We start from the raw sequence: 13,041 nt of genomic DNA on the forward strand, positions 1-13,041 counted from the left end.
GTTCAGCGGGCCGAGCCATTCTCGAGTCGATCATCGAGGCGTGTCGCCCGGTCGTGATCCGGACCGGGACCCGCCCATCAGGCTGACCAGCATCGGCAGGACGAACAGGGTCAGCAGGGTCGCGGTGGTCAGCCCGCCGATGACGACCGTGGCCAGGGGCTTCTGGACCTCGGCGCCGGCGCCGGACGCGAAGGCCATCGGCACGAAGCCCAGCACCGCGACCAGGGCCGTCGTCATGATGGCGCGCAGGCGGGCGAGGGCCCCGTCGAACGCGGCGTCCGACGGGGCGGCGCCGGCCGCGGTGCGCTCGCGGATGGCCTGCATCAGGACGAGGCCGTTCAGGGTGGCGACGCCCGAGACGGCGATGAAGCCGACCGCCGCCGAGATCGACAGGGGCATGCCTCTGAGCGCCAGAGCCAGGACCCCGCCGACGAGGGCCAGGGGGACGCCCGCGAAAACCAGGGCCGCGTCCTTCCACGATCGCAGCGCCATCACCAGAAGGCCGCCGATGGTCAGGAAGACGATCGGCACGATCAGGCCGAGCCGGGCCGACGCCCGTTGCAGGTTCTCGAACTGGCCGCCCCAGTCGATCCAGCCCGAGGGCGGGGGGGTGACCTCGGCCGAGACCTTCGACTGCGCCTCGGCGACGAAGCTCCCCAGATCCCGGCCGCGAACATTGGCCTGGACGATCATGCGGCGCTTGCCGTCCGAGCGACTGATCTGGTTCGGCCCCTCTGCGACATCGAAGCGGGCGACCGAGGACAGGGGGACGGTCGGGGCGCCGGCCTCGGCGTTCTCGGGCATGACCGGCAGCTGTTCCATGATGGTCGGATCGTTGCGGAAGGCGTCGCCGAGGCGGACGACGACATCGAAGCGACGGTCGCCCTCGTTGACCTGACCGGCCGAGCGGCCCGCGAGGGCGATGGCCAGGGCGTCGGCGGCGTCGGAGGCGTGGACCCCTTGCGCCGCTGCCGCCGTGCGGTCGACGCTGGCGGTGATGGTCGGCTGGCCCGAGACCTGTTCGACGCGGACGTCGGCCGCACCCTCGATGCCGTTCAGGATCGTGGCGACCTGCTGGGCCGTGCGCTCCATGGCGGCGAAGTCGTCGCCGTAGATCATGACCGCGACGTCGGAGCGGACCCCGGCGATCAGCTCGTTGAACCGCATCTCGATGGGCTGGGTGAACTCGTAATTGTTGCCGAGCAGGTGGGACAGGTTCTCCTCCATCCGTTCCACCACATCGGCCTTGGGCTCGCCGGGGGTCGGCCAGTCCTTGCGGTCCTTGAGCATGACGAAGGTGTCGGAGATGGACGGCGGCATGGGGTCGGAGGCGACCTCGGCCGTGCCGGTGCGGGTGAAGACGCGTTCGACCTCCGGCATGGCCTTGAGGGTGGTCTCGATGCGGAACTGCATGGCCTGGCTCTGTTCGAGCGAGGTCGAGGGGACGCGCAGGGCCTGGACCAGAACGTCGCCCTCGTCGAGCCGGGGCACGAACTCTCGGCCCAAGGTCGCGAAGGCGATGACGCCGGCGAGAAGGGCGACGCCAGCGCCGATGATCACCGCGCGAGGGCGGTCGATGGCGGCGCGGAGCAGGGGGGCGTACCGGGCCTTGGCCGCGCGGGTCAGGCGTGTCTCCTCGTGGTCCGCTTTCGGCTCCTTGACGATCAGGGCGGCCATGGCCGGGACGAAAGTGAAGCTGAGGACGAAGGCGGCCGCCAACGCCAGCATGACGGTCGCGGCCATCGGGCCGAACATCTTGCCCTCGACGCCCTCGAACATCAGGAGCGGGGCGTAGACCAGCATGATGATGGCCTGACCGAAGGCGGCGGGACGGGCCATCTCGCGCGCCGAGGCGGCGGCGATCGACAGGCGCTCGGCGACGGTCATGGGGCGGCCGGTCTCGTGGCGAGCGATACCGAGGCGACGCAAGGTGTTCTCGATCACCACCACGGCCCCGTCGACGATCAGGCCGAAGTCCAGCGCGCCGAGGCTGAGCAGATTGGCGCTGATGTTGAACCGGTTCATCGCGGAGGCGGCGAACAGGAAGCTGAGCGGGATGACCAGGGCGGTGATCACTGCTGCGCGGACGTTGCCCAATGCGAAGAACAGCACCGCGATGACCAGCAGGGCGCCGAGGGCGAGGTTGTGTTCGACCGTCTTGATGGTCGCCTCGACCAGGTCGGTGCGGTCCAGTTCGGGACGCAGGACGACGCCGGGTGGCAGACTGGCCTTGATCACTTCGAGGCGTTCGCCGACGCGGTGGGCGACCTCGCGGGAGTTCTCGCCCTGGAGCATCAGGGCGGTGCCGACGACGGTCTCGCGGCCATCGGCGCTGGCGGAACCGAGGCGAGGGGCGCGGCCGATCTCGACCACGGCGACGTCGGAGACGCGGATGACCTGTCCGCCGCGATTGAGGATGGGGGTCTGGGCGAGGTCGTCGAGGCTCTTCAGCCGGGCGTCGGCGCGGACGATGTAGGCCTCGCCCGCGCGGTTGACGTAGCCGGCGCCGGCGATGCGGTTGGCGTGCTCCAGCGCCTCGACCAGCTGGACCAGACCGACTCCGTATGCGGCGAGGCGGCCGGGGTCGGGATGGACGGCGTATTCCTTGACGTAGCCGCCCAGGACATCGACGCCGGCGACGCCGGGAACGGTCTTCAGCTGGGGCGCGACGATCCAGTCCTGGACGGTGCGGAGGTAGGTGGCCTTCTCCGGATCGGTGACGAGGCGTTCGCCCTCTGGCGTGACGTAGGGGACGCCCGAGCGGGCGGCGGGGCCGGTGAAGTCGAGGGTCCAGATGTAGACTTCGCCCAGACCGGTCACGACCGGACCCATGGAGGGGGACAGGCCTTCGGGCAGGTCCTCGCGCGCCGACTGGAGCCGTTCGTTGACGAGGGTGCGGGCGAAATAGATGTCGGTCGCGTCCGTGAAGACGGCGGTGATCTGGGAGAAGCCGTGACGCGAGAGCGACCGGGTCTCGATCAGGCCGGGCAGGCCGGCGAGTTCGGTCTCCAGCGGGAAGGTGACCTGACGTTCGACCTCCTCGGGGCCGAGGGCCGGGGCGACGGTGGTGATCTGGACCTGACGGTTGGTGATGTCGGGCACGGCGTCGATGGGCAGGCGCAGCAGCTCGCGCCCGCCGAGGATGGCCAGGACGACGGCAAGGCCCACGACCAGCCAGCGGAAACGCACGGAGGCGTCGATGATGCGATCCAGCATGATCAGTGCCCGTGCTCGGCTTCGCCCTTGGCCAGTTCGGCCTTGAGCAGGAAGGCGCCGGCGCCCGCGATGCGTTCGGACCCGGTCAGACCCGAGACGATCTCGATCCGGCCGTCGGAGGTGCGGCCGGTGACGACGGGGTGCGGGCGGAAGCCGTCGGCCTCGACCACGAAGACGGAAGGGACGCCCTCGATGGTCTGAACGGCGTCGAGCGGGACGACGAAGGCTCCGGTTCCGGTCCCCGCGGTGATGCGGGCCGAGAGGACGGAGCCGGCGGGCGGGAGGGCTCCGTCCGGGCGGGCGCGAACGATGACGACCCCGGCCTCGTTGGCGGGGGCGATCGCGGTCACCACGCCGGAGACGGCGCTGGCTCCGGCGAGGGTGCTCTCCAGCCGGTCGCCCACGCGCAGCAGGGCCGCGGCCGAGGGCGGAGCCTCGAAGACCAGTTCGACGCGGCGGGGATCGGCGACGGCGGCGACCTGAAGGGCCTCTTCGTGCAGGACCTGTCCGGGGGCGGCGCTGATACGGGTGACGACGCCGGCGATCGGGCTGCGGACCACGGTCATGCCGTCGGCGCCGGGTGCGCCGTAGGCGCCGACGCGGGCGCGGGCGGCGCGCAGTTCGGCCTCGGCGCGACGAGCCTCGGCGGCGGTGATGTCCAGACGGGCCTGGGAGACCCAGCCTTGCTCGAAGAGGCTACGGTCACGTGTTTCGGCCGCGCGGGCGGCGTCGGCGGAGGCGGAGGCGGCGTCGGCCGTGGCGCGGGAGGCGGCGCCGTCGGGACTGCGCAGGGTGACCAAGGGCGAACCGACGGAGACGCGGTCGCCGAGGCCGACGTGGACCCGCGCGACGGCGCCGGCCAGCGGCGCATCCACCGCGGCCTCGGCCCCGGGGGCGAAGTCGACCCGGCCGGGCAGTTTCAGCTCGGCTCCGCCGCCTCTCTGCAAGGCGACGACGGTGACGCCGGCGGCGGCGGCCTGCGCGGACGACAGAGCGACGACGGCGCCCCCGGCCTCGGCGTCTTCGTGCCCTTCTTCAGCGTGGGCGGGTTCGGCGGCGGGCCGGTTCAGGAGCTGGGCGGCGCCGAAGCCGACGCCCAGGGCGGCAATGACGGCGGCGCCGGTCATCAGCCAGTGTTTCTGCGATTGCATCTTTGATCCTCGCCCGACGCGCAGTCGGGCCCAGTGGGGGACGCGCGGCATCGAGGCCGCGGGTTCTGGACGAACCGGACCGGGTCCGGTCGAGGATCAGGCGCGTGGAGGGCGGTCGGGACCGGCGGGTCGGGCCAGGGGCGGCGCGGCCTCGTGGAGCCATATCTCCGCCCGCACGGTGAGGGGCGGGGACGAGGGCGCGGCGAGTTCAGGCGCGGTCGCCGCATGCTGGGCGTGGCAGCAGCCGTTGGCGCAGGCCGGGCCGCAGTCGGGGCAGGCGTCGTCGGCGTCGGAAGGGGTTTCGAACGCAGTCTGGCCGGCGGGGGCGCAGTTCTCGTCGATGCAGGCGTGGGCCGCGAAGGCAGGCGCGGCGAAGGACAGGCACAGCACCACGGCGCCGGCCAGGCCCATGCGGGCGATCATCTTGCGCAGGAAGCGAAGCATCGACGTCGCCATAGCATGGTTCGCATGAGGAGCCATCGGGGCCGGGCTGGACTTATGGACGCATGACCGGGTCGGCGCCGATTTTGGGGAAAGCTCAGGATTTCCTCATGCCGAACCCGGTCTGCCCCCCTAGGCTGGTCCGATGATCGGATCGTCTCGCCTGCCATTGGAAGCCTGGGGTCGTCGCGTGCTGGCGGCGGCGGACGCCTGGGCGGAGCCCTCGCCGTGGCGGCGGGGATTGCTGGAGTTCCTGTGGTTCGGGCTGAAACAGGCTTACGCCTGCCTGTTCGGCGGAGCGATGCTGGGCCTGATCCTCGCGACCTTCCTGCTGTGGCCGTATGACAGCCCGGTGTCGCGCTACGACTTTCTGGTCGTCGGAGCGGTGCTGATCCAGGCGGCCATGCTGGGGCTGAAGCTGGAGACCTGGGCGGAGGCGCGGGTCATCCTGCTGTTCCACATCGCCGGGACGATCATGGAGCTGTTCAAGACGGCGCACGGGTCGTGGGTCTATCCGGAGGACTCGGTGCTGAGGATCGGGGCCGTGCCGCTGTTCTCGGGCTTCATGTATGCGGCGGTGGGGTCATACATCGCGCGGGTGCAGCGGATCTTCCATATCCGGGTGCGCGGGTATCCGCCGGTTTGGACGACCTGGGTTCTGGCCGCGGCGATCTACGTCAACTTCTTCGCCCACCACTGGCTTCCGGACATTCGGGTCGGATTGTTCGTGGCGACGGCCCTGCTGTTCGGGCGAGGATGCTTCTGGTTCACGGCGGACCGGATGCGGCTGAAGATGCCTCTGCTGCTCGGCTATTTCCTCGTGGCCCTGTTCATCTGGTTCGCGGAGAACCTGGGCACCTTCGCCAAGGCCTGGGCCTATCCGGGGCAGGAGGCGGGGTGGGAGATGGTGTCCATGGCCAAGCTCGGCAGCTGGTTCCTGTTGATGATCATTTCGGTGGTGATGGTGTCGCTGGTCCACCGCCCGGAGGAGGAACCGCGATGAGCGACGGATGGGCGGAATCGGCTGACGCCTGGGTCGCGTCGCAGGGCGAGGAAGGGGACTTCGGGCGTCGCTGGGTCATGGATGCGCCGATGCTGGAACGGGTGAGGCGCGGATCGTATCGACGTGCGCTGGACGTCGGCTGCGGGGAGGGACGGTTCTGCCGGATGCTGAGCGCCGAGGGCGTCGCGGCCGTCGGCATCGATCCGACGGCCGCCCTGATCGACCATGCGCGAAGGCTGGACCCCGACGGGGACTATCGTGTCGAGGCGGCCGAGGCGCTCGGGTTCGAGGACGGGGCGTTCGACCTGGTGGTCAGCTACCTGACCCTGATCGACATTCCCGACGTGCGCGCCGCGATCGCCGAAATGGCGCGGGTGCTGGCGCCGGGCGGACGGCTGCTGATCGCCAATCTGGCGGGCTACAACTCCGCCGCCGACGCCAACGATCTGGGCTGGGTGTCGTTGTCGGACGGACGACGGGCCCATGCGATGGACCATTATCTGGTGGAGAAGGCCGGGTGGATCGCGTGGAAGGGCATCCGCATCCAGAACTGGCACCGACCGCTGTCGACCTACATGACGCTGCTGCTGGAGCAGGGGCTGACGCTGACCCATTTCGCCGAACCACGCGCCCACGGCGGCGATCCGGCGCGGCAGGCGCACTATGACCGCGCGCCGTGGTTCATGATGATGGAGTGGGTGAAGCCCTAGGGCAGGGTGGTCGTCAGGGCCGCGACGTCCGGCCGGTCCCGTTCCAGCAACGGCTCGACCGCCGTGCCGAGATGGATGAAGCCGGCCACCTTCTCGCCGCCGCGCACGCCGAACAGCGGCAGGGCGTCGGCGTCGTAGCTGTACCAGTCCGTGATCCAGCTGGAGGCGAAGCCGAAGGCCGACGCGGCATGTTCCAGGTTCATGCAGACGGCGCCGGCGCTGAGTTCCTGTTCCCAGACGGGTTTGGACGCGGGCGCAGCGGTCGAGATCACGAGGACTGTGGTCGGAGCGGCGGTCAGCTTGGCCAGAACACCCCGGGCCTTGGGCGGCAGGCCCTTGTCGACGGCCATGGCGGCGAGCTTTTCCGCTACCTGTGTGCGGCTGACCGGCCCCATGACGACGAAGCGCCAGGGGAAGAGCTTGCCGTGATCTGGCGAGCGGGCGGCCAGCGTCAGAATGTCGGCGATCTGGGCGGCGTCCGGACCGGGCGCGGTCAGGGCCTGGGCGGGGGCGGAGCGGCGCGTGGCCAGCCGGACCAGCATCTCGGGCGACGGGGTCGGGGAGGGGAGGGGCGCGCCGAGGTCGACGGGAGAAGGGAGGGTCATACCGCCTAGCTAGGCGTTCGACGCGTGCGGCGCCATATGCGCGGGATGAGCGACTCTCGCGACGACTTCGACGCCGACCGGCCCCTGCCTTCGTGGGACGCGAATCCGCCCTCGCGACCGGCGTGGAGGAGCGACGGCGACGCGACCGTGTTCGAGAATCCGTGGCTGAGGCTGACCTCCCATCCGGCGACGGCGCCGACGGGGGCCGAGGCGACCTATGTCGTCATGCGGCCGAAAAATCTGTCTGTGGGGGTGCTACCGATCCATTCGGACGGGACCGTGACCCTGGTCGGTCAGGCGCGGTTCGCCCTGGCCAACTATTCGTGGGAGATGCCGGAGGGCGGCGCGCCCTACGACGAGGATCCGCTGGACGGGGTCAAACGGGAACTGGCCGAGGAGGCCGGACTGGCGGCGAAATCCTGGCGCGAGGTGCTGCGGATGGAGATGTCGAACTCCATCACCGACGAGCGGGCCATCGCCTGGCTGTGCTGGGATCTGTCGGAGGTCGAGAAGGACCCGGACCCGACCGAGGTCATAGCCTTGGCGCGCGTTCCGTTCACGACCCTGATGCGCGAGATCGACCGGGGTGCGGTGCGCGACACGTTTACAGTGGTTACGGCGCTCAGGGCGTATCATATGGCCAGGGAGGCCCTGATCCCGGGCTGGCTGGCGCACGCCATGCTGACGCGGGTATGATGGGGAATGGAGCCGGTCATGCCCAAGCTTGAAGTCGTGTCGTCGCAGGACAGCGTGTGGACCCAGCTCCGGGCCTCCGCCGAGGACGCCGCGCGCAGCGAACCGCATCTGGGGTCGCTGATGAACGCGACCATCCTGTCGCACCTCGACCTGGCCAATGCCCTGAGCTTCCAGATCGCGCGCAAGATCGGCGACGCCGAACTGGCGCCCATGAGCGTGCGGGAGGTCTGCGCCTTCGCCTACTGGTCGGACCCAAGCATCGTGGCGGCGGCCGAGGCCGACCTGCAGGCCGTGGCCGAGCGCGATCCGGCGATCAAGACGCTGTTGCAGCCGTTCCTCTACTTCAAGGGCTTCCAGGCGCTGCAGGCGTCGCGGGTGTCTCACTGGCTGTGGACGCAAGGGAGGGAGACCCTGGCCTTCCACTTCCAGAGCCGCATCTCCGAACTGTTCCAGATCGACATCCATCCGGGCGCGAAGCTGGGGTCGGGCCTGTTCCTGGACCACGGCACCGGCATCGTCATCGGTGAGACGGCGGTGGTCGGCGACGAGGTCTCGATGCTGCACGGCGTGACCCTGGGCGGGACGGGCGCCGAACGCGGCGATCGCCATCCGAAGATCGGCAAGGGCGTCCTGCTGGGCGCGGGCGCCAAGGTGCTCGGGAACATCGCGGTCGGCGACTACGCCAAGGTCGCGTCCGGATCGGTGGTGCTGAAGCCCGTACCCGCGGGCTGCACCGTCGCGGGAGTGCCCGCGCGGCTGGTCAACTGTCCGACCGAGGCGACGCCCGCCCGGACGATGGACCATACGCTGGCCGACGTCGTCTACGACTTCGTGATCTAGGGTCTGCCCGGGCTTTCCTTCGCGAGGTCGGTTCTCTAGGGTCCGCGCCTTCAATCCAGACCACCGAGGCCCGCCGTGAACGAAGCAGACATGAAGCGTATCGAGACGCACCTGAAGCGCACCTTCAACACCGGCGGCATCATCGTGAAGGCCCGGGCCAAGGTGAACGACTCGGCCGAGGTCTATGTCGGCGACGAGTTCATCGGCGTCGTCTTCGACGACGAGGACGAGGACGGCAGCTTCATGTTCGAGATGGCGATCCTGGCGGAAGACCTGCCCGCCGACTGATCCAGCTGCATATCGGACACGAAAACGCCGGGCGGTGCGAACCGCCCGGCGTTTGTCGTTTCAGGCCGCTGGTTTCAGCGCTTGCCGAAGATCGCGTCGGCCAGCTTGTCGAAGAAGCCCTTCTTCGGTGCGGGCGCGGCCGGTTTCGGGGCCGGGGCGGCGGCGACCGGAGCCACGGCGGGCTTCGGCGCGGCCGCAGGCGCAGCGGTCACGGCCGGCTTCGGCGCGGGGGCCGGAGCGACGGCGGGCTTCGGAGCGGGGGCGGCGGCGGTAGCAGGCTTGGCGGCCGGAGCAGCCTTCGCCGCGGGCTTCGCCGCGGACTTGGGAGCGGCGGGCTTGGCGGCCGGCTTCTTCGCAGCCGGCTTCGGAGCCGCCTTGGCCGGAGCCTTCGCAGCAGCGGGCTTGGCGGCCTTCGCCGGAGCCTTGGCGGCGGCCTTGGGCGCGCCGGCCTTGACCGTGGTCTTCGGCGCAGCGGCCTTGGCGGCGGGAGCCTTCGCGACCGGCTTCGCAGCAGGCTTGGCGGCGGGCTTCGCGGCGGCTTTCGGAGCCGGAGCGGCCTTCACGGCAGCCGGTTTTGCGGCGACCGCGGGCTTGGCCGCAGCAGGCTTCGCCGTTTTCTCGGTCGACTTCGCGGCTGCTTTAGGCTTGGAAGCGGACGCTGGCGCTTTGGGCGACGCAGTAGACGGTGACTTGGCCATGTATTCCCCGACCCCTCGGTTGGAACGATCGCGACCGATGCGGGAGAGCACGGGCGCAAACTCAATAGTATCGATTCGCAATGATACCGGTGTTTGAATAAATGTCCCACAACCCCGTCCAGATAATCGCGCGCGGCTCTCGCGCCGCCGCCGAAGCGGCCGCCGAAGCCATCGATTCCGACATCCTGCTGGAAGGCGCGACCTATTCGATTCTCGAGGAAGACGAGGATCGCGACATCTGGCGCATCGACGCCTTCCCGACCTCGGAAGAAGAAGTCGAGGCCCTGACCGCGCGTCTGGCCGACCATCCCGGTGTGACGTTCAAGGTCGAGCCTCTGGCCGACGCCGACTGGCTGGCCATGTCGCTGTCGGGTCTCCCGCCGGTGCGGGCGGGACGGTTCTTCGTCTACGGCGCCCACGATCAGGGCCGGGTGCCGCCGAACGCCGTGAATCTGAAGATCGACGCGGGCGCCGCCTTCGGGACCGGCCACCACGGGACGACCGTCGGCTGTCTGGTGGCCTATGACGAGCTGCTGAAGCGCGAGCGGTTCGAGAAGGTGCTGGACGTAGGTTGCGGCACGGGCGTGCTGGCCATCGCGGCGGCGCGGACGGGGGCGGCTCTGGCCGTCGGCACCGACATCGACGCGCCGTCGGTGCGGATCGCCAACGAGAACGCCAAACTGAACCAGGCCAACGCGAAGTTCGTCCACGCCTCGGGCCTGAACGACATGAAGGTGAGAGCCGGCGCCCCTTACGATCTGGTGTTCGCCAACATCCTGGCTCCGCCGCTGGTCGCCCTGTCGCAGGACATCAAGATGAGCCTGCGCATCGGCGGTGTGGCCATCCTGTCGGGCCTGCTGCGGACGCAGGAGCGACGTGTGTCGGCGGCCTATCTGTCGCGGGGCTTCAGGCTGGAACGGCGGATCCACCGCGATGCGTGGAGCGCGCTGGTGCTCCGCCGGATGGCATAACGGAACAAGGCACAAGCGGGGCCGTTCCTCCAGCTCAACTGGAGGGACTGCCCGTGACCTATGACCCCAACCTGCCGCCCGACCCCGTCGTGCGTGACCCGATCTATACCGAGACCGTCATCGTCCAGCGCGAGTCGAGCACCGGATGGTGGATCGCGGGCGGTCTGGCCGCCGCCGTCCTGATCGCCGTGATCTGGATTCTGGCTTCGGGCGGGCGCGACGACGACACCGAGGTTCTGCTGGCCCAGGCCCAGGCGGACGCCGTCGCGGCCCAGGCGCGCGCCGATCAGGCCGTGGTCCAGGGGCAGATCGCCGGCGCCCAGCAGAGCGTCGACATGGCCCGGATGGACGCCGCGCGCGCCCAGGCCGAGGCGGCCCGCGCCACCAGCCAGGCTCGCTCCGATATCGCTCGCGCCGCCACCCAGCCGGCCCCGGTGATCATCACCGTCCCCGCCGGCCAGCCCGCGCCGACTTCGGGCTCGGCAGTCATCACCAGCACGACGCCACAGAACTGATCCGCGCGTTCGCCCCTTCCCCAGAAGCGGGAGGGGGCGCTATGCGTGCGGCATGCGCCAGTCCTTCGACGAAACCACCTCGCCGTCCTTCGGGGCGAAACATCTTCCGCTCGTGCGCGCCGCGATGGCGCAGCAGGGGCTGGACGGCTTCCTCGTGCCGCACGAGGACGAGCATCAGAACGAGTATCTGCCGGCCGCCAACGACCGGCTGGCCTGGCTGACCGGCTTCACCGGCTCGGCGGGCGCCGGCGTGGTGATGAAGGACAGGGCCGCCGTCTTCGCGGACGGCCGCTACACCGTTCAGGTCCGGGCACAGGTCGATGCGGGGCAGTTCGAGATTCTCGACCTCGTCGAGGGCGGAGTGCCCGCCTATCTGGAGCGCGCGCCGAAGGGGGCCTTGATCGGCTACGATCCGCGCCTCCACAGCCCTGACGCTCTCTCGACGCTGAAGCGAGCGGCCGCCAAAGCTGGAGCGAGTCTCAAACCCATCGACAGCAACCCCGTCGACGCCGCCTGGGCCGAGGCGCGGCCGGCCCAGCCCGCCGCTCCGGTCGTGCCGCATGAGGATCGCTACGCCGGCGAGACCAGCGCCTCGAAGCGCAAGCGCATCGGCGAGGCCGTCGCGGCGGCCGGCGCCGACGCCGTCGTCCTGACCGCGCCGTCGTCGATCGCCTGGCTGTTCAATGTGCGGGGCGGGGACGTGATCCGTTCGCCCCTGCCGCTTGCTCAGGCCATCGTCGCCGCCAACGGCACGGCCATGCTGTTTCTCGATCCCGCCAAGGTGACCAACGAACTGCCCGGCTGGCTGGGCGACGACGTCACCCTGATGAACCCCGACGCGCTCGGTCAGGGGCTGGAGGGGATGAAGGGGTTCAAGGTCCTGATCGATCCGGCCCAGTCCTCGGCCTGGTATTTCGACCGGCTGGAACTGGTCGGAGCGACCGTCGTTCGCGGCATGGATCCCTGCGCCCTGCCGCGTGCGGCAAAGAACGCCGTCGAAATCGAGGGGTCGCGTCAGGCCCATATCCGCGACGGCGCCGCCCTCGCGCGGTTCCTGCACTGGGTCGACACGGTCGCCCAGGTCGAGCTGCCCGACGAGCGAGGCGTGGTCGAGGCGCTGGAGCGGTTCCGCGAGGAGACGGGTGCGCTCAAGGACCTCAGCTTCGACACCATCGCCGGGGTCGGGCCGAACGCCGCCCTGCCGCACTACAAGCCGGTCACCCGTACGCTGCGCAAGATGGAGCCGGGCTCCCTGCTGCTGGTTGACGGCGGCGGCCAGTATCTGGACGGCACGACCGACGTGACCCGGACGATGGCGATTGGCGAACCCTCGGCCGACCAGCGCCGCATGTTCACCCTGGTGCTCAAGGCCCACATCGCCATGGCCGTCATCCGCTTCCCGGTCGGGACCAGCGGGCACCAGCTCGACGCGCTCGCCCGTGCGCCGATGTGGATGGCGGGCTTCGACTACGACCACGGGACCGGCCACGGCGTCGGTTCCTATCTGGGCGTCCACGAGGGCCCGCAGCGGATCGCCAAGGCGGTGAACACCCAACCGCTGCTGACCGGCATGATCCTGTCGAACGAGCCCGGCTACTACCGCGAGGGTCACTGGGGCATCCGCATCGAGACGCTGCAGGTCGTCACCGCGCCCGAGCCGATCCCCGGCGGCGAGCGACCCATGCATGGGTTCGAGCAATTGACGTTCGCGCCGCTGGACCGCAAGCTGATCGACGTCGCCCTGCTGACAGAGGCCGAGCGGGCCTACGTCGACGCCTATCACGCCGAGACACTGGCCAAGGTCGGGCCGCTGCTGGACGGCGAGGTGAAGGCCTGGCTGGAAGCGCAGTGCGCGCCGCTTTGAGGCCTTGCGCGTTCTGAGGTGAGACCCGATTTCAGGGTTTCAC

Annotated in this window: 13 protein-coding genes; 8 read left to right on the forward strand and 5 right to left on the reverse strand. The window is 69.9% G+C overall.

From position 1 onward, the window contains the following. Positions 1–30: 30 nt before the first annotated feature. The 3 genes from ACQY68_RS07895 to ACQY68_RS07905 form a co-directional block, all read right to left on the reverse strand. On the reverse strand, positions 31–3,216 hold the full coding sequence (locus tag ACQY68_RS07895; protein WP_428152488.1) for an efflux RND transporter permease subunit: 3,186 nt from the start codon (positions 3,214–3,216) through the stop codon (positions 31–33). A gap of 2 nt (positions 3,217–3,218) precedes the next feature. Then, positions 3,219–4,367 carry an efflux RND transporter periplasmic adaptor subunit gene (locus tag ACQY68_RS07900; RefSeq protein WP_428152489.1) on the reverse strand — a complete coding sequence of 383 codons (1,149 nt, stop codon included), beginning with the start codon at positions 4,365–4,367 and terminating at the stop codon, positions 3,219–3,221. 96 nt (positions 4,368–4,463) lie between these two features. Then, on the reverse strand, positions 4,464–4,811 hold the full coding sequence (locus ACQY68_RS07905) for a hypothetical protein (RefSeq protein WP_428152490.1): 348 nt from the start codon (positions 4,809–4,811) through the stop codon (positions 4,464–4,466). 142 nt (positions 4,812–4,953) lie between these two features. Between ACQY68_RS07905 and ACQY68_RS07910 the strand changes: the two genes are divergently transcribed. Together ACQY68_RS07910 and ACQY68_RS07915 are read left to right on the forward strand one after the other, a co-directional pair. Next, positions 4,954–5,811, forward strand: coding sequence for a DUF817 domain-containing protein (locus ACQY68_RS07910; protein WP_428152491.1), 858 nt, complete (start codon positions 4,954–4,956; stop codon positions 5,809–5,811). Continuing rightward, the gene (locus ACQY68_RS07915; protein WP_428152492.1) at positions 5,808–6,521 is read left to right on the forward strand and encodes a class I SAM-dependent methyltransferase; all 714 of its coding nucleotides are present in this window, start codon (positions 5,808–5,810) and stop codon (positions 6,519–6,521) included. Before ACQY68_RS07910 ends, ACQY68_RS07915 begins: the two co-directional genes overlap by 4 nt. On the opposite strand, the gene ACQY68_RS07920 is transcribed toward ACQY68_RS07915, so the two are convergent. Further along, the gene (locus ACQY68_RS07920) at positions 6,518–7,126 is read right to left on the reverse strand and encodes a nitroreductase family protein (protein WP_428152493.1); all 609 of its coding nucleotides are present in this window, start codon (positions 7,124–7,126) and stop codon (positions 6,518–6,520) included. The genes ACQY68_RS07915 and ACQY68_RS07920 overlap by 4 nt on opposite strands. 45 nt (positions 7,127–7,171) lie before the next feature. Here ACQY68_RS07920 and ACQY68_RS07925 point away from each other — a divergent pair, with 45 nt between their 5' ends. From ACQY68_RS07925 to ACQY68_RS07935, 3 genes are all read left to right on the forward strand, one after another. Continuing rightward, positions 7,172–7,822: an NUDIX domain-containing protein gene (locus ACQY68_RS07925; RefSeq protein ID WP_428152494.1), complete on the forward strand. Its 651-nt coding sequence runs from the start codon at positions 7,172–7,174 to the stop codon at positions 7,820–7,822. A gap of 18 nt (positions 7,823–7,840) precedes the next feature. After that, on the forward strand, positions 7,841–8,662 hold the full coding sequence (gene cysE, locus ACQY68_RS07930) for a serine O-acetyltransferase (RefSeq protein ID WP_428152495.1): 822 nt from the start codon (positions 7,841–7,843) through the stop codon (positions 8,660–8,662). Positions 8,663–8,752: 90 nt separating this feature from the next. Next, on the forward strand, positions 8,753–8,950 hold the full coding sequence (locus ACQY68_RS07935; RefSeq protein ID WP_409013079.1) for a DUF3126 family protein: 198 nt from the start codon (positions 8,753–8,755) through the stop codon (positions 8,948–8,950). Between the two features lie 74 nt (positions 8,951–9,024). On the opposite strand, the gene ACQY68_RS07940 is transcribed toward ACQY68_RS07935, so the two are convergent. After that, a complete protein-coding gene (locus ACQY68_RS07940; protein WP_428152496.1) occupies positions 9,025–9,513 on the reverse strand; it encodes a hypothetical protein in 489 nt (162 codons plus the stop codon). 236 nt (positions 9,514–9,749) lie between these two features. Here ACQY68_RS07940 and ACQY68_RS07945 point away from each other — a divergent pair, with 236 nt between their 5' ends. Genes ACQY68_RS07945 through ACQY68_RS07955 form a run of 3 tightly spaced genes read left to right on the forward strand, consistent with a single transcriptional unit; the run spans position 9,750 to position 12,998 of the window. After that, positions 9,750–10,619: a 50S ribosomal protein L11 methyltransferase gene (locus tag ACQY68_RS07945; RefSeq protein ID WP_428152497.1), complete on the forward strand. Its 870-nt coding sequence runs from the start codon at positions 9,750–9,752 to the stop codon at positions 10,617–10,619. 53 nt (positions 10,620–10,672) lie between these two features. Beyond that, positions 10,673–11,134 carry a hypothetical protein gene (locus ACQY68_RS07950; RefSeq protein WP_428152498.1) on the forward strand — a complete coding sequence of 154 codons (462 nt, stop codon included), beginning with the start codon at positions 10,673–10,675 and terminating at the stop codon, positions 11,132–11,134. A gap of 52 nt (positions 11,135–11,186) precedes the next feature. After that, on the forward strand, positions 11,187–12,998 hold the full coding sequence (locus ACQY68_RS07955; protein WP_428152499.1) for an aminopeptidase P family protein: 1,812 nt from the start codon (positions 11,187–11,189) through the stop codon (positions 12,996–12,998). The last annotated feature ends 43 nt before the right edge of the window (positions 12,999–13,041 follow it).

Origin of the sequence: Brevundimonas sp. (assembly GCF_965278935.1) — a bacterium.
GTDB lineage: Bacteria > Pseudomonadota > Alphaproteobacteria > Caulobacterales > Caulobacteraceae > Brevundimonas.